The organism is Priestia sp. P5, from assembly GCF_029522155.1.
Classification (GTDB): Bacteria; Bacillota; Bacilli; order Bacillales; family Bacillaceae_H; genus Priestia; species Priestia megaterium_E.
Genome location: NZ_JAKWFJ010000006.1, coordinates 76,912 through 102,876 on the forward strand (window position 1 = coordinate 76,912; position 25,965 = coordinate 102,876).

25 protein-coding genes and 2 other annotated features are annotated in these 25,965 nt (G+C 32.4%); of the genes, 18 read left to right on the forward strand and 7 right to left on the reverse strand.

What is annotated here, in order from left to right; all coding sequences use genetic code 11:
* Positions 1–187 precede the first annotated feature (187 nt).
* The 5 genes from MMB69_RS25270 (at position 188) to fabZ (ending at position 6,589) form a co-directional block, all read left to right on the forward strand.
* Complete coding sequence (locus MMB69_RS25270; RefSeq protein WP_263034854.1) at positions 188–1,192, forward strand: DUF3231 family protein; 1,005 nt, start codon at positions 188–190, stop codon at positions 1,190–1,192.
* A 679-nt stretch (positions 1,193–1,871) separates the two neighbouring features.
* Positions 1,872–2,099: a binding site (T-box leader), on the forward strand.
* A 38-nt stretch (positions 2,100–2,137) separates the two neighbouring features.
* Positions 2,138–2,364, forward strand: a binding site (T-box leader).
* A gap of 51 nt (positions 2,365–2,415) precedes the next feature.
* On the forward strand, positions 2,416–4,341 hold the full coding sequence (gene thrS / locus MMB69_RS25275) for a threonine--tRNA ligase (RefSeq protein WP_277448625.1): 1,926 nt from the start codon (positions 2,416–2,418) through the stop codon (positions 4,339–4,341).
* A 212-nt stretch (positions 4,342–4,553) separates the two neighbouring features.
* Entirely contained in the window at positions 4,554–5,543 is a 990-nt protein-coding gene (locus tag MMB69_RS25280; RefSeq protein ID WP_277448627.1) for a ketoacyl-ACP synthase III, read from the forward strand.
* Positions 5,544–5,550: 7 nt separating this feature from the next.
* Positions 5,551–6,141, forward strand: a complete 591-nt coding sequence (locus MMB69_RS25285) for a lysophospholipid acyltransferase family protein (protein WP_277448628.1) — start codon at positions 5,551–5,553, stop codon at positions 6,139–6,141.
* Between the two features lie 13 nt (positions 6,142–6,154).
* Positions 6,155–6,589 (forward strand): 3-hydroxyacyl-ACP dehydratase FabZ, encoded by a 435-nt coding sequence (gene fabZ / locus MMB69_RS25290; RefSeq protein WP_277448629.1) that lies wholly within the window; start codon positions 6,155–6,157, stop codon positions 6,587–6,589.
* Between the two features lie 226 nt (positions 6,590–6,815).
* Here fabZ and MMB69_RS25295 read toward each other — a convergent pair whose 3' ends face one another.
* On the reverse strand, positions 6,816–7,202 hold the full coding sequence (locus tag MMB69_RS25295) for a transporter associated domain-containing protein (protein WP_277448630.1): 387 nt from the start codon (positions 7,200–7,202) through the stop codon (positions 6,816–6,818).
* Between the two features lie 170 nt (positions 7,203–7,372).
* Between MMB69_RS25295 and MMB69_RS25300 the strand changes: the two genes are divergently transcribed.
* Positions 7,373–7,657 (forward strand): AbrB/MazE/SpoVT family DNA-binding domain-containing protein, encoded by a 285-nt coding sequence (locus MMB69_RS25300; protein WP_277448631.1) that lies wholly within the window; start codon positions 7,373–7,375, stop codon positions 7,655–7,657.
* A 23-nt stretch (positions 7,658–7,680) separates the two neighbouring features.
* Here the strand turns inward: MMB69_RS25300 and MMB69_RS25305 are convergent, their stop codons facing one another.
* The 4 genes from MMB69_RS25305 to MMB69_RS25320 all read right to left on the reverse strand — a co-directional run bounded on the left by MMB69_RS25305 (position 7,681) and on the right by MMB69_RS25320 (position 11,596).
* Positions 7,681–8,325: a hypothetical protein gene (locus MMB69_RS25305; protein WP_277448632.1), complete on the reverse strand. Its 645-nt coding sequence runs from the start codon at positions 8,323–8,325 to the stop codon at positions 7,681–7,683.
* Positions 8,326–8,799: 474 nt separating this feature from the next.
* Positions 8,800–9,702: an Rpn family recombination-promoting nuclease/putative transposase gene (locus MMB69_RS25310; RefSeq protein WP_047751996.1), complete on the reverse strand. Its 903-nt coding sequence runs from the start codon at positions 9,700–9,702 to the stop codon at positions 8,800–8,802.
* Between the two features lie 320 nt (positions 9,703–10,022).
* Positions 10,023–10,397: a hypothetical protein gene (locus tag MMB69_RS25315; RefSeq protein ID WP_098113213.1), complete on the reverse strand. Its 375-nt coding sequence runs from the start codon at positions 10,395–10,397 to the stop codon at positions 10,023–10,025.
* 17 nt (positions 10,398–10,414) lie between these two features.
* On the reverse strand, positions 10,415–11,596 hold the full coding sequence (locus MMB69_RS25320) for an Alp7A family actin-like protein (RefSeq protein WP_277448633.1): 1,182 nt from the start codon (positions 11,594–11,596) through the stop codon (positions 10,415–10,417).
* A 656-nt stretch (positions 11,597–12,252) separates the two neighbouring features.
* On the opposite strand from MMB69_RS25320, the gene MMB69_RS25325 reads away from it, so the two are divergent.
* From MMB69_RS25325 to MMB69_RS27350, 7 genes are all read left to right on the forward strand, one after another.
* Positions 12,253–12,507 carry a hypothetical protein gene (locus MMB69_RS25325; RefSeq protein WP_277448634.1) on the forward strand — a complete coding sequence of 85 codons (255 nt, stop codon included), beginning with the start codon at positions 12,253–12,255 and terminating at the stop codon, positions 12,505–12,507.
* 60 nt (positions 12,508–12,567) lie between these two features.
* Positions 12,568–13,944: a hypothetical protein gene (locus MMB69_RS25330; RefSeq protein ID WP_277448635.1), complete on the forward strand. Its 1,377-nt coding sequence runs from the start codon at positions 12,568–12,570 to the stop codon at positions 13,942–13,944.
* Between the two features lie 449 nt (positions 13,945–14,393).
* Complete coding sequence (locus MMB69_RS25335; protein WP_277448636.1) at positions 14,394–14,681, forward strand: hypothetical protein; 288 nt, start codon at positions 14,394–14,396, stop codon at positions 14,679–14,681.
* A 2-nt stretch (positions 14,682–14,683) separates the two neighbouring features.
* The gene (locus MMB69_RS25340) at positions 14,684–15,442 is read left to right on the forward strand and encodes an ATP-binding cassette domain-containing protein (protein ID WP_277448637.1); all 759 of its coding nucleotides are present in this window, start codon (positions 14,684–14,686) and stop codon (positions 15,440–15,442) included.
* Between the two features lie 76 nt (positions 15,443–15,518).
* Positions 15,519–15,977, forward strand: a complete 459-nt coding sequence (locus MMB69_RS25345; protein ID WP_277448638.1) for a hypothetical protein — start codon at positions 15,519–15,521, stop codon at positions 15,975–15,977.
* A gap of 95 nt (positions 15,978–16,072) precedes the next feature.
* Complete coding sequence (locus MMB69_RS25350) at positions 16,073–16,480, forward strand: thioredoxin family protein (RefSeq protein WP_277448639.1); 408 nt, start codon at positions 16,073–16,075, stop codon at positions 16,478–16,480.
* A complete protein-coding gene (locus MMB69_RS27350; RefSeq protein WP_481861930.1) occupies positions 16,434–16,898 on the forward strand; it encodes a MauE/DoxX family redox-associated membrane protein in 465 nt (154 codons plus the stop codon). Before MMB69_RS25350 ends, MMB69_RS27350 begins: the two co-directional genes overlap by 47 nt.
* Before the next feature lie 186 nt (positions 16,899–17,084).
* On the opposite strand, the gene MMB69_RS25355 is transcribed toward MMB69_RS27350, so the two are convergent.
* Positions 17,085–18,056: a helix-turn-helix domain-containing protein gene (locus MMB69_RS25355; protein WP_277448640.1), complete on the reverse strand. Its 972-nt coding sequence runs from the start codon at positions 18,054–18,056 to the stop codon at positions 17,085–17,087.
* 479 nt (positions 18,057–18,535) lie between these two features.
* Between MMB69_RS25355 and MMB69_RS25360 the strand changes: the two genes are divergently transcribed.
* The 5 genes from MMB69_RS25360 (at position 18,536) to MMB69_RS25380 (ending at position 24,573) form a co-directional block, all read left to right on the forward strand.
* Complete coding sequence (locus tag MMB69_RS25360) at positions 18,536–19,684, forward strand: tyrosine-type recombinase/integrase (protein ID WP_277448641.1); 1,149 nt, start codon at positions 18,536–18,538, stop codon at positions 19,682–19,684.
* Between the two features lie 449 nt (positions 19,685–20,133).
* Positions 20,134–21,102 (forward strand): AraC family transcriptional regulator, encoded by a 969-nt coding sequence (locus MMB69_RS25365; protein WP_277448642.1) that lies wholly within the window; start codon positions 20,134–20,136, stop codon positions 21,100–21,102.
* Between the two features lie 274 nt (positions 21,103–21,376).
* Positions 21,377–22,795: a rhamnulokinase gene (gene rhaB, locus MMB69_RS25370; RefSeq protein ID WP_277448643.1), complete on the forward strand. Its 1,419-nt coding sequence runs from the start codon at positions 21,377–21,379 to the stop codon at positions 22,793–22,795.
* Between the two features lie 20 nt (positions 22,796–22,815).
* Positions 22,816–24,084: an L-rhamnose isomerase gene (gene rhaA, locus MMB69_RS25375; protein WP_277448644.1), complete on the forward strand. Its 1,269-nt coding sequence runs from the start codon at positions 22,816–22,818 to the stop codon at positions 24,082–24,084.
* Positions 24,085–24,273: 189 nt separating this feature from the next.
* On the forward strand, positions 24,274–24,573 hold the full coding sequence (locus tag MMB69_RS25380; protein ID WP_277448645.1) for an HPr family phosphocarrier protein: 300 nt from the start codon (positions 24,274–24,276) through the stop codon (positions 24,571–24,573).
* 83 nt (positions 24,574–24,656) lie between these two features.
* Here the strand turns inward: MMB69_RS25380 and MMB69_RS25385 are convergent, their stop codons facing one another.
* On the reverse strand, positions 24,657–25,928 hold the full coding sequence (locus tag MMB69_RS25385) for an MFS transporter (protein ID WP_277448647.1): 1,272 nt from the start codon (positions 25,926–25,928) through the stop codon (positions 24,657–24,659).
* Positions 25,929–25,965 lie beyond the last annotated feature (37 nt).

Here is a 25,965-nt window from a genome sequence, read left to right on the forward strand (position 1 = left end):
AATCCAGTTATCACCTATTTATTAACAGTTAAAAGCCTCAAAATAAGAAGTGGATAATCTTTATACGACATGTAGAATTAGTTAACATAAAACCATTTATCGGAAATTACATACTGAAAACCTTTTTTGTTAAGAAAAAATTCATATCTATTATTAAGTTAGTAAATATTATCCAAGAGGTGATAATGTGGATAAGAATAAGTTAAAACTCACATCTTCTGAAATAGGGACACTATGGGGAGAGTATGTAAACGGAACAATGACGGATATAGTAAATCGATATATGTTCTCTATTATTGAGGACGAGTCAATAAAGGCCGTTTTTGAAGATGCTATCAAGACCTTCGCAAAACAAAAAAAACAAATTGTAGCTTTTATAGAGAGCGAAGGGTTTCCAGTTCCAATTGGATTTACTGAGTCTGATCTTAATAAAGGTACTAAGAGATTGTTCACGGACATATTCTGCTTAAATTATTTACATATCATGACGTTGCATGGCTTGCTAGGACATACAACCTCATTAGGTGTTTCTGTCAGAGAAGACTTACGCCATTTCTACGATTCATGTGATAACGATGCAAAAAAAATGTATCATCAAACGATTGAATTATTACTTGAAAAAGGGGAGTTTCAGAGGGACCCTTATTTTTATCCTACTGCGAATCCTGAATATATTTCTAGCCAGGATTTTACGGATGGTTTTTTCGGAAAAGGCAGACGTTTGACGGCACTAGAAATCATAAGTATTTCTTTCAACCTTAAAAAAAGCATTATGGCTAAAACTCTTTCTATTGGATTTAGTCAGGTCGCTCAATCAAAAGAAGTGAGAAAATTTTTAGAGGATTCGGAAAAAACAGCTGACGAACAAATACAATCCTTTTCAAAAATCATGCACGCTGATAATTTACCAATTCCTAAATCATGGGAGACAGAAGTAACAACTTCAACAGACGCTCCTTTTTCTGATAAATTAATGATGTATCATATTGGATTTTTATTCCAAGCTGCGCAAGCCTATCATGGAACAGGTTTAGCGTCAGCTATGCGAACAGATCTTGTAGCTGCTTATGAAGGTGTTATCCTAAAAAATTTAATGGTCACAAAAAAATGGTTTGATATTATGGTAAAAAATAAATGGTTAGAACAACCACCACTTGCTCCTAACAGAAAAGAAATAGCAAAAGAAAAATAATAAAATCTAATATTTTGAGCAAATTACACAAGACGCCGTGAGGCATCAGCGAAAATCCTTACTGCAATAGAGCAGAAAAAACCTACCTCTTTGGATTGGGAAGAGATAGGTTTTTTCGATTTTTAAGCTGTATACTCTATACAAAGTTAGTTAACATAATCACTCTTTCCGGAACACATCAAAAAAGAGAACCCTTATGGGAGTAAGGGTTCGAAAGAGGTCTCAATTATGAGTTATGCAGCTTTTTATACATCCTTGACGCGTAAGGGTTTCATACTAGGGCATAACCCAAACGAATGAATAAAAAGTGCACCTTTTATTCATATGTAAAAATGTAAAATATAGTATATATGGTAAAAATATGATATTATTGTTTACGGTGCTATGCTATGATTCTTCACTAAGTTTGAATCATGAAGAAGCAACCTCGTCCGCCATGTCGGGGTTGCTTTTTATTTTGCTATTTTTCTAACTCAACAAAATAGGATTACGTAAATTACTTTATGTTTGTGTAGGTCTCATTTTTTATGCATATGCCAGCTCCTCTAAATTAGTTTTTAGGGAGAAATTTACGTGCATATCTGAAACATAAATTAATTCTAATTAATTACATATTTAGAATTAAGTATTGACATTTACAAATAATATAAATTATAATTCTATTTATTGGAAATGAACATGTTGAGCGTTGAAAAGGACACGAATTATTTTTATATTTCTTTACAGAGAATAGGGCCTTTGGCTGTGAGCCCTTAAGAAAGAGAAATAATTTACCACCTTGGAGCTATTGTGGGGAAATATGTAGATAGAGTAACCGCAATCGGGAAATCCGTTATCTTTTTGAGAATATAACACTTGTAGTGTTTTATAAAATTAGGGTGGTACCACGACCGCACTCGTCCCTGTTAGAGGGATGAGTGCGGTTTTTTATGTTCAAAAATAAATAGGTAAGCAACGAAAAGGACATGAATTATTTTTACACTTCTTTACAGAGAATAGGGTCTTTGGCTGTGAGCCCTTAAGAAAGAGAAATAATTTACCACCTTGGAGCTTTATTAGTGAACTAGTAGTAATTAATAACGTTTGCGACGTTACAGCACCAGAGCCATTGATATATTTATATTGATGGGAATTTGGGTGGTACCACGTGTGAAAACATACTCGTCCCTTACTTAGGGACGAGTATGTTTTTTTTTGACTTTATTTAAATAGGAGAGGTTATCATGAGTAAAGATTTGGTTCAAATTCGTTTTTTAGATGGAAATGAGAAAGAATTTTCAAAAGGTATTACATTACATGCTATTGCAGAATCCATTAGTTCTAGCCTAAAGAAGAAAGCCATTGCGGGTAAAGTAAATGGAGAATTATATGACTTGCATCGATCAATTAATCAAGATGCAGAAATCGAAATCTTAACATTAGATTCTGACGAAGGTCTAGAAATTATGAGGCATACAACAGCTCACATACTTGCTCAGGCAGTAAAAAGAGTACATAAGAATGTGAAGTTAGGTGTAGGCCCAGTTATTGAAGATGGATTTTATTACGATATGGATCTTTCTACAACGATTGCTTCTAATGAGTTACTACAACTTGAACATGAAATGAAGAAAATTATTAATGAAAATCACCCTATTGAACGTACTGAAGTGACACGCAGTGAAGCTGAAAAAATATTTAGCGAAATAAACGATGAGTTGAAACTAGAGTTATTACGTGATATTCCTATGAATGAAACAGTTACAATTTATAAACAAGGGGAATTTTTCGATTTATGTCGTGGCCCTCACCTACCTTCTACTGGAATGGTTAAGGCGTTTAAATTAACAAAAGTATCAGGAGCATACTGGAGAGGTAACAGCGATAACCAAATGTTACAACGTGTATATGGCGTAGCTTTCCGTTCTCAAAAACAGTTAAATGAGTATGTACTATTTTTAGAAGAGGCAGCTAAAAGAGATCATCGAAAGTTAGGAAATGAACTAGAATTATTTATGTTTTCTGATGAAGCACCTGGAATGCCTTTTTATCTAGCTAAAGGACAAATGGTTAAAAATCAGCTGGAGCAATTCCTACGATCCGTTCAAGAAAAGCATAATTACGAAGAAGTACGTACTCCTTTTATGATGAATCAACAATTATGGGAAAAGTCTGGTCATTGGGATCATTACAAGGATAATATGTATTTTTCAGAAGTTGATAACGCTAAATTTGCATTAAAGCCTATGAACTGTCCTGGCCATATGCTTATCTTTAAAAATAAGCTCCATTCCTATAGAGATTTACCAATTCGCATGGGAGAATTCGGTCAAGTTCATCGTCATGAATTTAGTGGAGCTCTCAATGGATTATTAAGAGTTCGTACGTTTTGTCAGGACGATGCTCATATCTTTGTTACTCCTGAACAAATTGAAAGTGAAATTAAATCGGTCATTGAATTAGTGGATTATATCTATAAAACATTTGGTTTTGAATATAGTATAGAACTTTCAACTCGACCAGAAGACTCCATGGGAGAGGATAGCTTATGGGAACTTGCTGAAAACTCCTTAGAAAACGTATTAAAAAAGTTGAACTTTGATTATAAATTGAATGAAGGCGACGGAGCATTTTATGGTCCTAAAATAGATTTTCATATTAAAGATGCCTTAAAAAGAAGTCATCAATGTGCAACAATTCAATTAGACTTCCAGCTACCAGAAAAATTTGATTTGAATTATATTAACGAAAAGAACGAAAAACAGCGTCCAGTGGTAATTCACCGAGCTATTTTTGGATCTCTTGACCGTTTCTTTGGCATTTTAATTGAACACTTTGGAGGCGTCTTCCCAACATGGTTGGCACCTGTACAAGTAAAGGTTATTCCAGTGTCCCTAAAAGTTCATCAGGAATATGCACAAGAGATTAAAGCAGCTCTAGGGAATAAAGGGATTCGAGTAGAATTAGACAATCGAGAACAAAAGCTCGGATATAAGATTCGAGAAGCTCAAGTGGCGAAGGTTCCTTATATTTTGGTATTAGGAGATAAGGAAATGGAAAGCAACTCCGTAAACGTACGAAAACACGGTGAAGAAAAGTCTGAAACTTTCAATTTAGATAGTTTTATTGAAAAACTTCAGGATGAAATTGTTGAAAAGAAACTTAGATAATTAAACAAAAAAGGTTCCTTAAAATTTAATAAGGGACCTTTTTGTATTTCTAGTTTACTCTTTCCTAGAATGAATCAGCACAGGTGTTTATGTTTTATTATTAGGCTTGTATATACTAATTTTACAATTTTTTCATATAAAGTCATTGACTTTTTTAGCACCTAGTACTAATATCAATTCATATATCTTGATAATAAAGAAGGGTGAATACAATGAAATCAACTGCACGTATTACAGCAATAGGTACATACGTACCAGAAAAAAGACTTACCAATGACGATTTAGAACGAATTGTAGATACGAACGATGAATGGATTGTGAAACGAACTGGCATGAAAGAAAGAAGAATTGCTGATGAAAACGAATATTCTTCTGACCTAGCTATTAAAGCAATTGAAAACTTAGTGGAGCAATATCAGAAAGATTTAAAGGATGTAGGATGTATCATTGTCTCAACTACAACACCGGACTATGCATTTCCCAGCGTAGCAGCCCAAATACAAGATTACTTTGATATTCCTACAACCGGGGCTTTAGACTTTAACGCTACCTGTGCTGGTTTTACATATGGATTACACATGGCAAACGCCTTTATTACATCTGGACTTCATCATAAAGTTTTAGTCGTAACTGCAGAAACGTTATCGAAGGTTACAGATTACACAGATCGTACTACATGTGTTCTATTTGGGGATGGGGCTGCAGCTGTTTTGGTGGAAAGTGATGCAGAGCGCCCAAGTTTTATTGCTACGCATATTGGTACAAATGGAAAGGGAGGTAAACATGTATACCGTACCAATTTATCTACTACCATGCATGGACAACCTTTAAGTTCAAGTGGAAAGATGGTGCAAAACGGAAGAGAAGTATACAAGTGGGCATCTCGAACAATTCCTTTAGGTATGTCTGAACTGCTCGAACAAGCAAATCTACAAAAGAGTGAAGTAAATTGGTTCGTTCCACACAGTGCCAATTTACGAATGGTTGAGTCTATATGTGAAAGATCCGAGTTTCCAGTTGAGAAGACATTAACTAGTGTTGAGTACAGGGGAAATACTTCTTCTGTTTCCATTCCTCTAGCACTACAAATAGGGATAAACGAAGGGAAATTAAAAGATGGAGACGTTCTCTTACTCTACGGATTTGGAGGAGGCCTTACCCACGCAGGTCATATCATTAAATGGGATTTAGGTAAGGAGTAAATAATCAATGTATACCTTTGCAACAAGATTTCTACAGCTTATACTATTTTTGATGAACGGAAGAATGAAAACAGTAAACAAAGAAAAACTTCCTCAAAATGATCCGTTTATTGTTGTTTGTACGCATAAAAGTTGGATAGATGTAGTGTGTTTAGGCATAGCGTTATATCCCATTCCTATTCACTTCATGGCGAAAAAAGAGTTATTTAGCAAGCCTTTAGTCAAGAATCTTCTGACCAAATTAAATGCGTTTCCCGTAGATCGAAGTAATCCTGGACCTAGTGTTTTAAAAACACCGTTGCAGTTACTAAAAAAGAAACAAGTAGTTGGGATTTTTCCAAGTGGAACGAGAAACTCAGAAGAGAAAGCGTTAAAAAACGGAGCTATTCATATTGCTTCAAGGGGAAGTGTTCCTATTATACCAGCAGTATATGTAGGACCTCATACCATAAAAGCCTTATTAGGAAGAAAAAAAAGGTTTATCATTTTAGGAGATGCTATTCATGTGCCTAAAATGAATAAAGATAAAGAAGCTGCTACGGAAACAACAAACGAAGTGATCTCAAAAGTATTTGAAGAATTAAAAAGTAATATTTAGAAGGAGAAAAGTTGTGCTGGATATCCAAGAAATTCAAAGAATTATACCCCATCGTTATCCTTTTTTACTGATAGATACAATTATTGAATTAAAAGAAGGAGAAAATGCAATTGGGGTTAAGAATGTTACAGCTAATGAGGAGTTCTTCAATGGGCATTTTCCTGACTATTCGGTTATGCCAGGTGTATTAATTGTTGAAGCTTTGGCTCAAGTAAGTGGAATTATAATGTTACAAAAAGAAGAAAATCATGAAAAGATAGGCCTTTTAACTGGTATTGAAAATTGTCGTTTTAAGAAACAAGTTCGTCCAGGGGATCAATTATACTTAGAAGTAGAAATGACACGCGTCCGAGGAGCTGTTGCAAAAGCTCATGGCATCGCTAAAGTAGATAATACTATTGTGTGTGAAGCAGATTTAACATTCTTTCTTTGGAATAACGGGAAGTAAGCAGGTTTCAATATACATAGGTAATTAATATATAGGTTCCTTAAATAATCTAGACAAAGAGGACCAACATGACACTCTAAATAGATCCTTTACTAAAATGATGTAGAAGCTTTTCATTTACTTTGATAAATGAAAAGCATCCATAAAAGTATATTTTTATAGTTAAAATAATTCATGTCATTAGAAATAAAAAGACCCTTATGCATTATAAAGGTCTTTTTATTTCTTATTTAGCTAAGCTCAAAGAATGCTGTTTATTTACTACCTCGATGGTTCGGATATTTCGCCCATCAAGTTCTCTCACAGTAAACTCAAAATCATTATACACAAGGGCTTCATGTAACTTAACGTCTATTTTCTGAGATAAGATCCATCCACCTATCGTATCGACCTTATCAGTTTCAATGTTCGTTTCCATTAGTGTGTTTACGTCTCTTACTAATACTTTTCCATTAAAAATATAGTGACGTTCACCAATTTTTTGCCTATCGATTACTTCATCAGAATCAAATTCGTCATGGATTTCTCCTACGATTTCTTCTAAAATATCTTCAACGGTTACTAAACCAGCTGTCCCTCTTGTGGAGTAAAAGTGTATCCCAAACAGGATCATTTCTTTTCCCTTGACCATGATCGCACATGTATTTATGTAAAAGATCAATTTAAGAAGAAATTATAAACTTGTACCTTGAACTCTGTTTTATAAAATTACTATAGGTTAATTTATACATTTATAGTATAATATGAAAGTTATGCTTATGAACATATAAAAGGAGAGTCAGCATGCAGGGACTAAGTACGTTGAGAAAGATAGATGCAGTAGGGCGTATAGTGGTTCCTATTGAGCTAAGAAAGCTACTGGATATAGGTAAAGATGATGAAGTAGAGATTTTATTGGAAGATGATCATATAGAGATAAAAAAATACAAAGAATCTAATGAATGTCTGATTACAGGTGAGATAACGCCTCAAAACCGTAGATATGCAAATAACTTAGTTCTAAGTCCATTAGGCGCAAAAATTTTATTTAACGAAATAAAAGACATGCAAAAAACCTTTGAATCGTAAATTCAAAGGTTTTTTAAGTCGACCTATCTTTTATGTTGTATACTTTCTAACCAGTTTTGTACAGAAGACCCTAAGCTAGTTGCTCCTACTTTTAATTCATCCATAATATAAGAGATCAAATTGTGTAGACTGTACTCTTCTTTATAAGGGTTATTTTTATTAATGAATTTTAACACCTCTTTTAATTCCTTTACTCTTCCCTGGTCCAATTCTTCTTCTAAATGACGAGTCATGTATTCATCAACAAAATCAGAATTCCTGATACTAGCCTCAATTAAGAAAGATGCTGCTAATGCTGGAGAGCAATCTAAAGCATAAGCTAATCGTTTCAGAATATCATACGTTTCTCCATGTCCATCTTTTAAGCGCGTAGAGACACGCTCTTTCTCAATATTCTTGTATAGATGTCTAATTGGCTCTTTGGACATATCTCCCATATACACAGTGCTGCCAAAGCTAAATCCTCTTCTAAAATAATTTGATAGGTAGTCCATTACTTTTGAAGAAGCAAGTCCTGATATACAAATTGATTCAATTACATTTTTTACAGGCGTATTTGTAATGTACGACAATCGATAAACACATTCTTTAAGATCAATTGGAAGTGATGGTTTTACATCTCGTTTTTTGTCACTTCGAATTTTTCTTTTCCTATCTTCTACTCTCACATAATCACTCCTAAAATCTAAAATTATCTCTAGGACAATGACTTTTTGTACATACCTAAAACATGTATATGGCAGGGGAGGGAGGAGCATGTATATTTTTTTGAGATAGTGGAAAAAACTTATAATACTAGAACATGAGAGGAGTCTTTTGTATGAAAATGACGAAAGAAGAAGCACAAGAAATCGCAAAAAAAATAAAAGAAAACTCTAATAAGTACGGATTACCTGTGAAAAAAAAGAAAAATGCTAGTGCAACTTAAAAGGGGATATATAAGAAAAGGTCTTCAATTTAATAAAAAATATAAGACTTATATTTTCCTACTATAGTACGCAATAACATTTAGTACGCTGCATAATAAATATAAGCTAACTCAATTACAATAAACTTCAAATTAGATGTACTGATAATGAGGAAGTTAAAAAAGAGACTGCCTAACAAATTAATTTGTTAGGCAGTCTCTTTTTTAATTATGATTATTGGTGACGTAATTTATCAATTTCTTCTGGTGTAAGGTTTGTAAATTCAGCGATTGTTTGGGTATCTAAACCCTTTTGAATCATACTTAAGGCCACCTTTATGATCCCTTTCTTTTCGCCTATTTCTTCACCTATTTGTTTTCCTTTTTCTTCTCCAAGTTTCTCAGCTCGTTTTAAAGCTGACTTTTCATCTAATAATGCTTTTCTTCGTGCTTCATATGCTAGTAGCACTTCCGGATCTTGGCTAACACGTTCCCACTCGTCCATTGCTTTCTTTAATACTTGATCTTCTTGCATCGCAATCTCCTCCAATACCTGAGTGATTTCTTCATCTTCGGATGCTTCAAGTAATAATAACCATCGCACAAGCTGATCTTCCCGTGGATCTACCTCTCTGTTACGCCATTTTATTAATAACTTAGGTAGCTCCATAAAGTGAATTTCCAGCATATCCGTTAAGAGTAATTTCTGCTCTCGCTCATATAACTGAAAAGTGGAGTGATAATCATGAATATGAGATAAATAACGGAAGTTCACAATGTTAATGGTAATCGTTTTACAAAGCTCTCCGTAGTCCATGCCTTCTTTCATTTGACTACTGTACATTTTAGACCAGTAATAGAGTGTTCTTTTTTCCATGTCATGTTTGTTATTAAGCTGAATTTCAATATTGACGCGGCTTCCATCCTCTAACTGGGCATGTACATCTAAAATAGAGCGTTTATCTTCTTGGTTTTCTTTATTGAAATGCGGATCTAGTAACTGCACCGTCTGAATTTTTTTATCATCTGGAAAACGGAGTGCTGCGTTCAAAAAAGCAGCTAAAATAGATTCATTTCCATGTGTGCCAAATAGTGATTTAAATGCAAAGTCGACACGCAAATCTAATCGTTTTGTCATAATACCCTCCATCATTTCCATGTTTGTTATTAGTATACCATGACTGTACCGATTCCTTCTATCTAACACTTTAGGAGTAATTTTATTGTTAATACAGTATCTTGTCACACCTAATTAGTAATGTTCTTCAGACAAAGAAGTAAGGAGGGGATTTAGAATAAATAGAAGTACTCGTGCTGATTGCTATTGCTCATAAATAAAATCCTCTTTACCATTATGCTTTTAGTCCGATCAGGTTCTTTATACATATAGAAATACATTAAAAATCAATAGAACATGTAAAGCAAAAAAGCCACTAAAATACCTAGTGGCTTTTTATTTTAAAAATCGCTATACTCTTCCAAATCATCGTCGTCTAAAGAACCAGATACTTGCTCTAAATCTGCAATCTTACCTTCTTTTAAGGTTTGACTTTCTGAAGGCTTGTCTTCTAACTCCTCTTGCTTGACTATAAAGCCATTAGCCTTAGCTAATTGTTTTAATTCCTTCAGTTCTGAATTGATATGTTCAAGAAGTTCTTCTGTTCTGTGACCTGAATCTACTTGGTCGGTAGATGAATGATGAAGGTCCCGAACAATTAAAGATGAAATATAGTCCCCTAATTTTCGAGACTTCGCATATTTTGCAAGTACGTCATAGACTTCATCACTCAATCGGTTGGTCTTAATCGTAAAGGCGTTTTGACGCTCTGACATGGTTATCACCTACGCTGTTAGGATTTAACGGCTTTCTTCTCAGCTTGTTTCTTTTGAAGGTAACCGATGCTTCGGATTTCTAGGCCAAATAAGTTTAAGTGACGGCTATCTTCTGGTACTTTATGATATTTCTCTGTACGTTCTTCGCCAATCTTTTCACTCATGCTTTTCATAATTGCTACTTCTAGTGTTGGAGCAACACCACCACTATATACGTATTTACGAATCTTATTTGCCGGTGGTGGGGCCACATCATTTAACTTCGCTAGAAGAATCTCCACATATTCTTTCAAAGAAGATGTAATTTGAGCTGTTAAATCGATAGATGCGCCTGTGTTTTCATTTTTTAACTCGAATTTTTGTTTACTGTAGTTATCTAAAATAAACTGATCAAAAGCACGTAAATCTGTAAATAGCTCAGGGAACTTTTCTTTGCGCAATTTATCAATATGAGCTAAATAGGGAATACCTTCAATACTTTGGAATGATTCACGGCTGTTGGCAGCTTTTAAACCTTCCGGTAAAATCACGACATCGATGGATCCACCACCGATATCAACCATTACAGTTTCACATTCCACATATTCATTGGCATCTTCGCGATCTTGAAGTGTAAGGTCTTTCTTCAACGCAAAGCGCGCGATTTCGCCTTCTTTGAGGCAAGCACTTTCATCTACAGTTACCTTTAATTCTTTTTCAAATCCTGGAGTATGAATACGGAACGTATGGTCACCTAGGAAGCGAGTAGCCATGGCCTTTTGAGCTTCACCGAAGGTACTTTCTTTTTTCAATAACCAGATTGGTAACATCGTAGAGAAATAGTCAATTTCAATGTTGTTATCTTTCTGATCTTTTGCATGCAATGCATGGTAGTATGCAATAGCAGCTAAAAATGTTACATAAGGAATATGGCTTGTAATTTTGTTATGTAAACGATTGATATGATTGTTCGCAAGTTGTTGGCTTGCTGCGATGTCACCTACTAAGAAATAACGTTCTTTTTCTTCGTCACCGATTGTTGTAGACAGTAAGATACGCTTTTTAAATTCTTCTGGTGCTGTCACCGCATCTGTAAAGAATGAATCAGCAACATCTTTTTGTAGTTCTACAACGTTGGTTGGGAAATCAAATAGGTATCCATCAATAATATTCATATCAACGGAGTTTCCACAGTCTTTATTAAAACGTGAAATTTTCATGTTTATACACCTCGTTTTTAAGTTGAACTTCTGTTGAACTCATTATACAAGAAGAAAGGCGGGAATTCAATCCTTTAGTTCAACTAATTTATCTTCAAAAACTTACATATATCAACAATTATTTTTTATCTAGTTAAACTTATTAAGGAGTAAAAAAACAGTACTATGAAAGTTCCGTTTAGAGAAGATGAAGGTCACAAGTAGATGATAATAAGAAAGAATGTGTAAGAAATATAAGACTCTTCTCGATGTGAAAAGGACAAACAAGTCATCATGTTTGTCCTTTTTGTCATTCTAGTGGAAGGTTAAATATTTAATTTCTAATTTGAAAATTAAATATCTCTATGCTAATTATAAAAGTCCTCATGAATTGAGGACTTTTTTTAACTATGAAATTAGGAATGGAATTTCTATTTGCATCTACAAAACGTTTTGTTAACAAGTTTAATCTTTGTACCAGAGCCAAAATAAGCACTTTATATATTATTCTAATATACTTAATATTTCTTTTTTTTATTCCGAAAAATAACCTTTAAATCCCAAAAAAGAAATTAAAATTAATATTTGTAACAAAATAACAAAGAAAAATATTCCATTTATGTTTTTTGTATGATAACATGTACAATTGTGTAGAAGGCTTGGAGGGGGAACAAAATATGACAAACTCAATTACACTAGGTTTATATACTCAACTTCAGATGAAAATAAGTATGATTATGCAATTATTTATACCAAAAAAGAAAACAACTAACGCCTTAGCAAACCCTATATTGTGGATTTTAGTAGCTTTAGCAGCTGCAATGGTGGCTTGGGCAGTTGGTGAGAGCATTTGTTGGGCTCATGGAAAAAGACATTTCTCTCTAGCTATGAAGGTATCAACAGGTTATTTCAAAATAGGTTGTAAAAAATAAAATAAAATAAATAAGTTTATACAAGCCTTCTACACATTACTACATCATGGAGGATATGAAATGAGGAAGTTATTCATATTTTTAATTTTAACATGGACTAGAATTAAAAATAGAATAGTAATTTTAGCATATAAAAAACCTGAAGCTATATTTGGGTTATTATTACTGTTAGTAGCAAGTGGTGTTTCAATTAAAGTTATTCCATCTATGTTTAATTTAGGTATTGAAATTGATATGGGGATATTTCCACAAGCTTCCTATATATTTTTCATGAGTGGCTTAATTCCATACATTTTTTCTGCTATGAAAAATAAATCAAATACTGAGGAACAACATTCTAAAGATTCTCTGCTTAATTTTGTATGTGAAGGACTTTTTAAGTATTTAAGTTTTATAATAGCCTTTTTAATGCCTGTCATCCTATCGGTTATTACATTATTTATGGTACTTTCTATTTACGATAATGTATCAATATTTTATTCTGTACTGTTTTGGGAAGTAATGGCTCAGGTAGTTTTTATAATAGCCTTATTTATAAGACACTTAATACAAAGGGTTATAGGAAAAAAATTTACTTCAGAAAATGAAACCATACTGAAACAATTTGCTTTTTTAGGTAGTATTATCATAATTTTAATCCTTCCCATACATAATTTCATAGGGTATATATGGTTAGGAGAAAAAATAGCCTTATGGGTGTTAATAGCTTTATTAGCTTTTTTGCTTTTGACTTATATTTGTATTAACTCTATGGCCATACAGCCACCTACTGTACAACTATTTAATCAGAATAGGTATAAATTCTTTAAAAAAATCAACTTTAGCTCTGTTTTTTTAGTATTTATTTATATAAGAGAATACATAGTATTTTTTATTTCAATGTCCGTGTTTTTACTTATTATTTCTGTCTTAGCTAATAACTACTATTCTATAAGTCAACTATTTGTTTTAGGTTCAATGTTAGCAGTCATTCATTTTGTATTTAATACACTTTCAAAAACTGTTCCTGGAATTGCAATTCTAAGGATTTCACAGTTGAAATATTCGGTGTATGTATTACATGTTTACTTTCTTGTAGGATTATTTTTTATGGTTATCTTTTTAGAAATACTTTCTATGCTAAATGAAGTAAGCTTTACTACTTTACTCAGTAATGTAGATTTTATGGAAGCTAGCGTAATGTTTTACTGCAGTATTTATTTCTCTATTTTAGTTTATTATCTATTTAGTAATTTCTTTGGTCCATTAGCGCAAGCTATGACTAGCGTCATAATCTTGTTAATATCATATAGAATTACACCAGAATACCTTATGCGTGTACAAGAATTTCCTTCTGTAATAGCACAAACAATAACCTATGTGCTCACAATCTCTGTTTTTTGTGTAGTCATGACCATAACTATTAATGGGTTACAAGATGATACAAGAGTTACTTAAGCAGTATAAACGTACATTCTTGGTTGTTTATTCAACCTATACACTTTTACAAATAGTCATTATTCTTAGTATGTATATAATGACTAGGAATTTAATTCACAGTGTAATTATTTCTTTAATATATATTTTTCATGTTACGACGCATGAATTTGGACACATATTTTTTTTAAGACTAAGTAAAGTTTCATATGAATTAAAGTCTTACACCTTATCTATTGAAGTTTCTTTTTTAGAAAAAGAGTTCTATTCTTTAGAAAAACCCCGAAAAATTTTAATAGCTGTAGGAGGGTCTATATTTGCTATATTCTTTGATATGCTATTATATGCTCTTACTTACACTAAGACTTATTTAACGTTATTTATTACCACGTTAATCATAATTGAACTTCTAAATCTAATATTTGGTAAGGATTCAAGGATATTAGAAATTGTACTAAAGGAGAGATAATATGAAAAAAATAAGAGTTTTCATGATTATTTTTATATTAAATGCTTGTATAGGATTTTTTGGATCTTTCTTTTTCCTATCGGAAAATTTGGATAATCCGGTAAAACAAGAAAAATTGTATCCATTTCAAAACTTTCCTATTTATAATTTACAACCTAGTGGAGATGTAAATGTCAATTTTATTAACATTATTATAAGTGCTTTATTACTGGCCGTTCCATTTACAGTAATTATTCTTCTTTTAAATAAGATAATCACTAAGAACCTTGCTTATAAAGGAAGAGTTTAAGCATGTTAAATTATATAGACATTAACAATCTGTCAGTTTTATATGGAAATAGTAAAGCTTTGAATAATATTACAATTAATTTTAAAAAGGGTAGTCTCTATGCTTTAATTGGTCATAATGGTGCGGGTAAAACAACCTTAATTAAAGAAATTTTAAAAGTGAATACAAAGAGGCAAGAAAAAATATCCTATCTTAATAAAAGTCAAAAGGCAATAAAAGATAAAAATATTAAATATAACATTTCGTTTTCACCAGAGAAACCAGCTTTATTAGAAGAATTGACAGTGTACGAATACATTTCGTTTGTGGCAAAGATGTATGATTCTTTTACTAACCATACTATAGAAAAAATAGATACTTTATTGAAAATTTTCAACATGGATAAAGTAAGACATAAATTCATATTTGCTTTATCCAATGGTATGAAGAAAAAAGTTTGTCATATAGCAGCGCTATGTTTAGAAAATGATTTCACCTTTTTAGATGAGCCTTTTGCTGCATTAGACCCGGTTGCCATATATGAGCTAAAAAACTATATACTTTCTAATTATCATAAAACAACTTTTATCATTTCTACTCATCAGTTAGACATAATTAATAATCTAGATATAGACTACAATAAGTTAAATATAGCTATGTTAAACAAAGGGAATTTAGTATTTTCGGGATCAAAAACAGAGCTTCTTAAAAATGGGGAATATAGTTCCATAGAGGAAGCATATTTAAATTTCCACAAAGAAATGATTTCTAATAGTAATTAAAATAAATTTGCAAGTGGTCAATACACTAATGTTAATAGACATATGTGTAAGTTAATAACATTTTAGGAGGATATTTATGAAAAATAAAAAAACGAAGTGGTTTGCATCTGTTTTATTTAGTGCGGTTCTTCTTACAGGTTATACACATTCTAGTGCACAAGCGTCTACAGAAGAAGAAGAAAATGTTGAAAATTATTATGAATTAAAAGGTGAAGAAGCCCAAAAATATCTAAATCAAGCTGAGCATTCTGAAGTATATCAAAAGCAAATCTCGACTAAACATATAGAGGATGTACAAGTTATACGTTTTAAAAAGAATGAACAGAACATAGAAGAAAATAGAGTAGTAGTAAGTGGGACGGTATCTGGAAGAGAAGATGAAACTATCCAATTTTTTATTAATTCATTATCTCAAGAAATTGAGGGGATTATATATACTGTTTCATTAGATGAAAATAACTTTCATATTACTTCCTATGACGCAAAAGGAAACATTATAGATAGCCAGAACGTTAAAGTCGAGGAAGAAGAATAAAGAAAGTTTAGCAATATTATTAATAATGAAGGGTGCTGATTAAGCATCCTTTTTCTTCACCTTAATTTTAACTTCTTTAGAAAGGATGAATATTATTGACAAAATCTAACATACAAACTTTAACAATTATTATTTCTGCACTTATTGTGGGTTTAATATTAATTATGAGTTTACAATATAAAAAACATAGTAGTGTATATGCTGATTCATCTTCTTTGCGAGTGGTCCAATCCGAAATTCAAAAAGAAGATTCATTATATGTATACTACTATCAAAATAATTGCATCCATTGTCAAAGAGTATCACCATATCTAATTCCGTTAGGGAAGAAACAAAAAGATAAATTTGTTTATATTAACATTCAGAAATACCAAAAAGCTTGGAAGGAAATGGGCATTAAAGAAACTCCTACGTTAATTCGTTATAACAACCATTCTGAAGTAGATAGAATTGAAGGTGAACATAATCAAGAATCCTACAAAAATTTCTTTCTTAAACATTAATCTCTTTCTTTGCCTAATATGTATATCTGGTTTTATGATGTACTCTGGTATAAGTAAAATTATCAATATTTATCAATTTATTAATACCTTATATTACTATAAACACATACCTAATTCTCTGCACTTTATAATAGGTTATTCCGTACCTATAATTGAAGTTTCAATTGGTTTATTAATTTGGTTTAAAAACTTAAGAAATATAATTGTATCCTTTTATATATTAGTTATAATAGTATTCATTATAACTCTACTCATTCATTATGGATTGTATATGCCTGAAGGCTGTGGTTGTTTTGGTGCAGGAAAGGGTGAAATTATTAATTACAAACTTATAGGTCGTGATTTTTTATTCATTATACCTGGTATTCTATTTATTTTATTTAGAAATATTCACTTACAAAATAAAATTACTAACTGATTTTATTAGATTTGAGTCAATAACTTTTTTATGTTCAAGTTATTGATTCAAATCCAACACTAATAACAAGTTTTGAGGTGAATAAACAGTAAGGTACTTTACGTCTTATTAAAGTTGTACTATTTATCCTTCAGGACGACAAATAAAGTGTTTGTCCATTTCAATATTAAGCACCTTTACTCTATTTTATAATTTTTGTACAGCGTGTAATAACAATTCCTCGATGTTCTTCTTTCCTAATTCTTTCGCTTTTTGCTGTAGTTCTTTCTTTAAATCGCTTGATACCTTTACGCGTACCACTTCCAAATCACTATCAATATAAATCCCACGGCTGCGTTTATTAATCTTCCCTGAGACAAGAACTGACTCTAATAATTCAACGATTTCTTGTGCTGATTCCATGAACAATACAGGTTTGATTTCGACGATAAATTGCTCTTTCTCTTCTTGGGGGGTAACTCTAATGTTGGTAGGGCTTAGGTACTGATAGAATAAATCCATGAGCTTATAGAGTTGTGATTTCGCATAGGCTGTTTGCTTAAAGGCAAATGCAGCATAGCCTTCTTTGGTAATTGTTTTTTTCGATTCAATCTCGTAGGCTGCCTCAAAGCCTCGGTGAAGTAATTCCTCTAATGTTATCTCTTCATGTTGTTCTGTAACAGCCATAATTGGATCCTCTACCGAGATAATACGGGCAAGCTGCTCTTTTTCTTCGTCTTTCTTCACAAAAAGCTGAAATAGCGCAATGTTTTGTTCGGCATGATAAAAATGTCGCTTACTTGGTTTGCGCCCAACCTCATGAGTACGCTTAAACTCTTCTAAATCTTCCTCATTCACAAAATAACAATTGATTCCCCGGTATTCTTCTTGGAACGCTGGTAACAGTTCTTGTTTAATATACTTATTGACCGTTGTGACTGAGATATCCAGTTGCTGCGCTACCTCTTTTGTCGTAAGCCCAGGCTTTTTTAACTCTTCTTGTAAACGAACGACATCTTCGATATCAAATTCATAACGTCCTTCAATATGCCAGTCATCTTTATTAATAGGATTTAATTTTCCTTGTTGAATATATGTATAAATCGTTTTCTTTGATGAAATAGATAACATCTCCATCACATCTTCAATAGTAATAATTTTAGTAGGATTATCAATCATAACATACACTCCTTTTCTTTTTCCTTAATCTGATAATTAATTATATCATATATACATATAGTTAGAATTTAAAAGTTTTTATAATTGATATGTAATCATTATAACTAACTTATAAAAAATAATGTTTTATCATTTACTCTAAGTGATGACAAATAGGAGATTTTTCTACAAATTGTATAAAGAATAAACTATATTTATAGAAAGTATGTTTACAATGTTACCTTAAAATACATTATAATGAATAAGTAACAACTATAATAAATACTTTTAATTAACAATTTAATAATTAAAAAATTATATATTTAATTAAAATAATTATTGGTTTAAATTTTGTTAGTAATACTATTACTACATCTTAAAAGTTCTTTATTATCTACATACATATTAATATGAATTTAAAACTGGCATAGAGAAGAAACTGCTTCAATACAAGGAAGACTTACAAATAAGAAGACATGTTTTACGGAAGGAGAGGTTTTATGCAAAATTTCTCATTAGTACATATAGGAACAGAAGTGATAGAAAGAAAGGGGGATTTCAATAAAATTGTTTCATTGATGCTAGATAATAAATATTATGATGCATTAGAAGAAAGAAATGAGCATCACCAGAGAAAAAGCGAAGATATGTTCAGTGATTTTACGGATGAAGAAATGATGTACTATTATATCCATCAGCGAAAGCATATTCGAAAGGACCGAGAACGAAAAGAAAATACAAAAATCGAATACTTACGGATTTTGTTGCAGTTTTATCAGTATGCGGTAGAAAGTGAGTCGTTCTTACGCCAGGATGTAGACTATTATATAGAAGAAACTATCTTTAAAAATTTAAGACCTTGGCATATACGGAACTACCAGTCCTATTTAAGCACAGCGTTATTAGGAAAGGGTGGGAAACCTTATTCACCCGCAACTTTAGACGCTAAAATGACGATTCTAAAAAGTTTTATGAAATGGCTACATGAAACGAAGTATATTCAGCATCCATTACATAAAGAAATTTTGAGTACGTCATTATCTGAACAAGAAATTCCAAACCGAGATTTGTATTACCATGAAGTTAAGCAGATCCTAGACTATTACAAAGATCATCCGATTAATCATGGGTTGTTAACCATGTTGGCGATGACAGGATTGCGTGTACAAGAAATAGCCAAAGCTTCGTGGGGAGATGTGTATCTAGACAGTTTAAGTGGTCATTATCGGTTAAGAGGAGTAGGGAAGGGCGGAAAGAAATTTGATAAGTTACTTCATCTATCTTTATATGAACGTATCCTTGCCTTTCGAGAACGACGTCATGCTACTACAGCATTAAATTCAAGTGATCAAGGGCCATTATTCCCAACTAAAGATGGAGGTTATTATCAATATAAAAACTTAAGTAATTATATTGTGCGTATCATTGAACGAACCGAGTTACCATTTGTAAAAGAACGGACTGACAGAATTACACCTCATTACTTTCGTCATTTTTATGCTATCTATAGTAGGCAGCAGGGAGCAGACATCTTTTTAATTCAAAAGGAACTGGGTCATAGTGATCGTAAGACAACCGAGCGTTATCTTGAGAAAGTTTTACAGCGAGAACAAGAAATTGGGCTGATGTGGAAGGAGCAAGATTTCTAATAAGATAAAGGGCAGGAAGGTAGTGATGCAATATAATGTTTGAATTTACGAAGGTAGCTAAGGGATGCTGATATAAATGTGCCTGATGAAATTTTTAAAATTATAGATTTATTGTTAGGTGATGTACAAGCAGATGGATCGAAATTATGGCTAGATCTAATTGATAAAGTGCTTTCAAAACAATCTTTTCGGGAATGAACTTTAAAGATTACCTCAATGGCTTCGTATCAATGAAGCCTGTCTATTGTTAATGGAATCCGACCGTAAAGTAGTGGATATTGCATCAGCTGTGGGTTATAATTCCTTTCCTTAATAAAAAAACCGGATACTCACCAAGAGAGTACCGAAGGTACCCATAAGTTTCTTCCAACAAGATTTCATAAAATTAGACGACATTTACTCTAAACTGTGCTTATAAATATTTATATTTTAAACAAGGGAGAATTACTATGTCGTATGACCTCATGAATGAATTATTAAAAATTACAGAAGAAGAAGAAATAATATTACAAGACAATAAAGAAGTTAAAAAGGATATTTATACTAATCAATCTAATTTTGTAATTGAAAGTGAAAAATTTTTAAACCAAGATAATATGATCATGATTCGCAAACATACACGTTTTGCTGATTTTCCTAAACATAAACATAACTACATTGAGATTAATTATGTCTATAATGGAGAGTTACATCAAAAAGTAGGTAATCAAAAAATAAGTTTGCAGCAAGGAGAGCTGTTATTTTTAAATCAGCATATCGAACATGAGATTCAAGTATGTGCAAAGGAAGACATTATCATTAATTTTATTATCCAGCCTCGTTTCTTTGATTTTATTTTTTCATTTTTAACCACCGAAAATAGAATTAGTAATTTTCTAATTAATAGTTTATATAACAGTACTCAAAATGGACAATTCCTCTATTTTAAAGTTTCAAAAGTAGAGAGCATTCAAGATTTAATAAAAAGAATTATTATGGAAATTATGTCTCCTGCTTTTATGTCTGAATCAACCATTAAATTATATATGGGTCTTTTAATGGTTGAGTTAATTAAACACGCTGATAAGGCTGAACATACAGAAGACTATCCTGTACAACATTATTTAATTGTTGAATCATTAAAGTATATTGATGAACATTTTCAAAATGCTTCTCTGTATGAATTAGCCTTAAGATTAAACCAGCCCAGTTATGCTTTAAGTAAGGAAATCAAAAAGGCTACCAACTATACATTTAAAGAGTTACTTCAAGAAAAGCGTTTAATTAAAGCGAAAGAGTTACTAGAAAATACAGATATACCAATTGCCTCTGTGATAGATCAAGTTGGATATGATAATGTAAGTTATTTCTATCGGATTTTTAAAAATAAATATAAACAGACACCAAAGCAATTCAGAGAACATTTAGCTAAGAAATAGAGGCTAAAGGTTCTTTTTTTGAGGGTTTATCCAAATAAACACAATAATTACAAGCCTGAAAATGACTATAATTCATCTTTTGATACTAAAAAAACCAGTGATATTAATTTTTTTCAAAATAAAAGAGAATATATATCATAATTAAAAATGAAGTAAAAATAATACTTATTTGCAAATAAGGACAATAAATAAATAATTTTAGACATTATTTTCTCCTTTTAACTGACTTAATATAAAGATATTAGTAAACGCTTTCAGATAAAGGGTGATTAAAATGAAGAAATGTTGTTTAGCAGTTGATATTGGTGCTTCTAGTGGGAGATTAATAGCGAGTCACCTTGAAGGTGGACTATTAAATCTAAAAGAAATCCACCGTTTCGAGAATAAAATGATCCAAAAAGATGGACAGTTTTGCTGGGAGCTTGATCGATTATTTGTAGAAATAAAAAAGGGAATTCATAAATGTAGTGAAATGGAATTGTACCCAGAAAGTATCGGTATTGATACATGGGCAGTAGATTTTGTTTTACTAGATGAATTTAACAAACCTTTAACAGATTTTGTTGCTTATCGTGATTCAAGAACAGACGGAATGATGGACGAAGTCTTTAAAACTTTCATGAAGGAACGTCTGTATTTAGAGACAGGAATTCAATTTCAAAAATTTAATACAATTTATCAACTGTATTCAATTAAACAAAATAATCCGGAGATTTTAGAAAAAGCAAAATCTTTTCTAATGATCCCTGACTATTTTAATTATTTATTGACAGGAAAAAAGGCAAACGAATACACAAATGCAACGTCAACTCAATTGGTTAATGCTTTCACAAAGAAATGGGATCATGAAATATTAGATCAACTAGGTATTAACAAAGAAATATTTCATGAAATTCTTACACCAAAAACAGTATTGGGTACTTTGACAGAGAGTTTAATAGAAGAATTTGGCTTTGATATGAAGGTTATTCTACCAGCAACTCACGATACTGGTTCAGCTGTCATTTCGGTCCCTGAGCTGGAAGAAACAATCTATATTAGTTCAGGAACATGGTCTTTAATCGGTGTAGAAAATTATTTTCCAATTTGTATCACAAAAGCTTTAGATTACAATTTTACCAATGAGGGTGGTATTGATTATCGCTATAGATTTCTAAAGAATATTATGGGGCTTTGGATGATACAGGAAGTGAAAAGGAATTATAAAGATCAATATTCTTTTGCAGAGTTAGTCACCTTAGCTAGTCAGGCTCAAAAGTTTAAATCTATCGTCAATGTAGATGATCCAAGATTTTTGAATCCAGAAAATATGATTCAAGAAATCCAACATTATTGCCAAGAAGCAGAACAGCCAATTCCAACTAATCCTGGTGAAGTAGCAAAATGTGTGTTTGACAGTTTAGTATTCAGCTATCAACAAGCAATTAATCAAATCGAAGAGATTTTTGAAAGAAAATTCAAGAAAATTAATGTTATCGGTGGTGGGTGCCAAAACGAAATGTTAAATCAACTAATTGCTGATGCAACTAAAAAAGAAGTGTACGCTGGTCCAGTTGAAGCAACTGCAATTGGAAATATTGTTTCACAATTAATGGCAGTTGGTGAAATTGAAGATATAAAAGAAGCAAAAACAATCATTAAAAACTCTTTCGACGTTAAAAAATTTTCACCTTTAACAGTAACGGCATCATAAACAAGAAAGGAAGAATACAAATGACAATTAGAGAAAATTACGAGATTGCGAAAAAAGAATATGAAAAATGGGGAATCAATGTTGATGAAGTATTAGAACAATTGAAAAATGTACCGATTTCTATTCATTGCTGGCAGGGAGACGACATTGCTGGATTTGAAGTAAATAAAGGAGAGTTGTCAGGTGGAATTGACGTAACAGGAAATTACCCTGGTAAAGCGACGACACCTCAGGAACTAAGAGCAGACTTAGAGAAAGCGTTATCTTTAATTCCTGGAAAACATCGTGTGAACTTACATGCTATTTACGCAGAAACACATGGAGAAGTAGTAGAAAGAGATCAATTAGAGCCGAAGCATTTTGAGAGTTGGGTGAATTGGGCTAAAGATCAAGGCTTAGGGTTAGACTTTAATCCAACATTATTTTCTCATGAAAAAGCAGCAGATGGTCTAACGTTGTCTCATCCTGATGAACAAATCAGAGAGTTTTGGATCAACCATTGTATCGCCAGCCGTAAAATTGGTGAATATTTCGGTAAAGAATTAGGTACAGCATCTTTAACAAATATTTGGATTCCAGATGGTTATAAAGATGTCCCAAGTGATCGACTGACACCTCGTCAACGATTAAAAGAGTCGTTAGATAAGATTTTTGAAGAAAAAATAAATGAAGACTATAATCTTGATGCTGTTGAAAGTAAGTTATTCGGGATTGGTTCTGAGTCTTATGTGGTTGGATCACATGAATTTTACCTTGGGTATGCATTAAAAAATAATAAACTATGTTTATTAGATACAGGACATTTCCATCCGACTGAAACTGTATCAAACAAAATTTCATCTATGTTACTTTACAGTGACAAGCTTGCCCTACATGTCTCTCGTCCTGTACGTTGGGATAGTGATCATGTTGTTACGCTGGATGATGAATTACGTGAAATTGGTCTCGAAATTGTTCGAAATAATGCATTGGATAAAGTTATGATTGGTCTTGATTTCTTTGATGTAAGTATTAACCGTATTGCGGCCTGGACAATTGGAACAAGAAACATGATTAAGTCATTGCTATATGCAATGTTAGTACCAAATGAACATTTGAAAAAGTTACAAGAAAATGGGAATTTTACAGAAAGATTGACATTAATAGAGGAGTTCAAAACATATCCTTTCGGTGCAATCTGGGATTATTATTGTGAAAAAATGGACGTCCCTGTAAAAGAAACTTGGTTAGAAGAAGTTAAACAATATGAGCAAGATGTGTTAGCAAAAAGATACTCTGTTTTAGCTTAAAATACCCATTAAGAGCTTAATAATAAATTTACAAAGAACTATATTCAGGGGGAGGGTCTAATAGATCAATTCCCCTGTTTTATATTTTAGGAATTCTTTTATATCAATAGGTTACAATATAAAGGTTTTTCTTACTCTCTTTTAATAAGATTAGATTTAAATATTTTGAGGGTGTTAGAGTAATGGTATGTGGAGTATAAATTAATTCAGCCTAAAAAGATATATGAAGAAACTTCAGACCGCCTTTTAATCGTGATTAAGGAAAATAGGTTAAAGCCAGGGGATAAGCTGCTTTCTGTACAACTGGCATCTACTTTTGACAGTGAAATAAAGGCTATAAAAGGTGAAAAATCAATAGAAGCTAAAAATATAATGAACATAATGTCTATTGGTAGTCTCGAGGGTGACGAAGTTACTCTCAGTGTACAATGCGAAGAGAGACAAAAAGTGCCGATGACATTAGAAAATTTTCTTTTAAATGTAGAGTAAGTTAATAATAGAGAAGCAAATAGCCAAGCTTTCTTTGAGAAGCTTGGCTATTTTAAATTCTATTTTTCATTTAGTTTATTTTTTTAAGCGCTGTATCGTTCCTCTTCAATTTCTTTTAATGACTTTCCTCTTGTTTCTGGCGCCATTACTAATCCAATAATTGCCGCAATTAGAAGAAATCCAATCATAACCAAGCCTGATACTTTAAAACCTAGCGTGCTAATCATAGCTGGGATAACTAAGGAGATAAGACCAACTGCTACACGTGCTGTACAAAACAAAAATCCTTGAGCTTTGGCCCTATATTTCGTATGAAACAGCTCACTTGCCCATAAACCATAAAAGGCTTGAGCTCCAAAACCTGCTGCAGTTCCCCATAGTATGACGAATAAAAGTAATTCTGTCATGCCCATTCCACCAAAAGTAAGAACGATCCAGGCTACAATTCCCATTGCTGCTCCAATTCCATAGAGTACACGTCTGTTTACTTTGTCTCCTAGTTTAATGAAAACGAAATAGGAGGAAGCTACAGTGAGAACCCATAGGAAAGCTTGGAGTAAGTTAGCTTGGGTTGAGGTAAGACCGCCAACCGTTTCGTAGATATAGGGCATAAAGTAACCCATAACTCCAGCAACCAAATTCCAAAAACAGTAGATTCCTAGCAATAAAATAATAGCGTGCCGGTTTGCTTTAATTGTGAAGAGTTCTTTAATTGGATTTTCAAGCTTTTTACCTTTTGCTTTTTGAATTGCTTCTTTTTGTTTTTCTTCTTCCCAAATTTTTGATTCATTAATTTGCTGTTGCATAATCCAAGTAATTAAAGCGATTACAAATAATTGCCCAAAAATAATTCGGCTTCCTAATAGACCCAATGGAGCTAAGGCTACAGAAAGAAGTAATGAAATAGCTGGACCAATTGACCAAGCTAACTGTCCCCATCCTACACGAGCTGCACGTTCATTTTCAGGTGCTTCTTCTGCAATGTATGTCCAAGCAGCTGGAATTGCAGCTCCTACAGCTAATCCAGTAATTACATAGCCTGCTAATAACATTGGAAAGTTAAAAGATAACATCGTCAATAAGACACCAAACATATATACCAGTAAATCGTATTTATATATTAACTTGCGTCCGTATTTATCAACTAGAATCCCCCCCAGCAAAGCACCGGCTGCTGAAGCGAAACCATTAGCACTTAATGCTCCTAATAATCCCAGTTTAAAGTCATCTAGATTTAAATATTTCATCCAAAGTGTTAGACCACCAGCTGCAGCTACAATAGAGCCTGCCTCCAGGTAATTTGACATTGCCACAGTAATAGTAGATTTTAATCCGCCTTTTGCATTACCAGCCATATCTAAAACTCCTCTCAATTACCTTCAAACAAATATA

What these genes read in the sequence shown, in the direction of transcription:
- thrS (WP_277448625.1), top strand. Translation starts at nt 2,416, where the DNA reads ATGAGTAAAGATTTGGTTCAAATTCGTTTTTTAGATGGAAATGAGAAA.
- MMB69_RS25280 (WP_277448627.1), top strand. Translation starts at nt 4,554, where the DNA reads ATGAAATCAACTGCACGTATTACAGCAATAGGTACATACGTACCAGAA.
- MMB69_RS25285 (WP_277448628.1), top strand. Translation starts at nt 5,551, where the DNA reads ATGTATACCTTTGCAACAAGATTTCTACAGCTTATACTATTTTTGATG.
- MMB69_RS25295 (WP_277448630.1), bottom strand. Translation starts at nt 7,202, where the DNA reads ATGATCCTGTTTGGGATACACTTTTACTCCACAAGAGGGACAGCTGGT.
- MMB69_RS25300 (WP_277448631.1), top strand. Translation starts at nt 7,373, where the DNA reads ATGCAGGGACTAAGTACGTTGAGAAAGATAGATGCAGTAGGGCGTATA.
- MMB69_RS25310 (WP_047751996.1), bottom strand. Translation starts at nt 9,702, where the DNA reads ATGACAAAACGATTAGATTTGCGTGTCGACTTTGCATTTAAATCACTA.
- MMB69_RS25315 (WP_098113213.1), bottom strand. Translation starts at nt 10,397, where the DNA reads ATGTCAGAGCGTCAAAACGCCTTTACGATTAAGACCAACCGATTGAGT.
- MMB69_RS25320 (WP_277448633.1), bottom strand. Translation starts at nt 11,596, where the DNA reads ATGAAAATTTCACGTTTTAATAAAGACTGTGGAAACTCCGTTGATATG.
- MMB69_RS25325 (WP_277448634.1), top strand. Translation starts at nt 12,253, where the DNA reads ATGACAAACTCAATTACACTAGGTTTATATACTCAACTTCAGATGAAA.
- MMB69_RS25330 (WP_277448635.1), top strand. Translation starts at nt 12,568, where the DNA reads ATGAGGAAGTTATTCATATTTTTAATTTTAACATGGACTAGAATTAAA.
- MMB69_RS25335 (WP_277448636.1), top strand. Translation starts at nt 14,394, where the DNA reads ATGAAAAAAATAAGAGTTTTCATGATTATTTTTATATTAAATGCTTGT.
- MMB69_RS25340 (WP_277448637.1), top strand. Translation starts at nt 14,684, where the DNA reads ATGTTAAATTATATAGACATTAACAATCTGTCAGTTTTATATGGAAAT.
- MMB69_RS25345 (WP_277448638.1), top strand. Translation starts at nt 15,519, where the DNA reads ATGAAAAATAAAAAAACGAAGTGGTTTGCATCTGTTTTATTTAGTGCG.
- MMB69_RS25355 (WP_277448640.1), bottom strand. Translation starts at nt 18,056, where the DNA reads ATGATTGATAATCCTACTAAAATTATTACTATTGAAGATGTGATGGAG.
- MMB69_RS25360 (WP_277448641.1), top strand. Translation starts at nt 18,536, where the DNA reads ATGCAAAATTTCTCATTAGTACATATAGGAACAGAAGTGATAGAAAGA.
- MMB69_RS25365 (WP_277448642.1), top strand. Translation starts at nt 20,134, where the DNA reads ATGTCGTATGACCTCATGAATGAATTATTAAAAATTACAGAAGAAGAA.
- rhaB (WP_277448643.1), top strand. Translation starts at nt 21,377, where the DNA reads ATGAAGAAATGTTGTTTAGCAGTTGATATTGGTGCTTCTAGTGGGAGA.
- rhaA (WP_277448644.1), top strand. Translation starts at nt 22,816, where the DNA reads ATGACAATTAGAGAAAATTACGAGATTGCGAAAAAAGAATATGAAAAA.
- MMB69_RS25385 (WP_277448647.1), bottom strand. Translation starts at nt 25,928, where the DNA reads ATGGCTGGTAATGCAAAAGGCGGATTAAAATCTACTATTACTGTGGCA.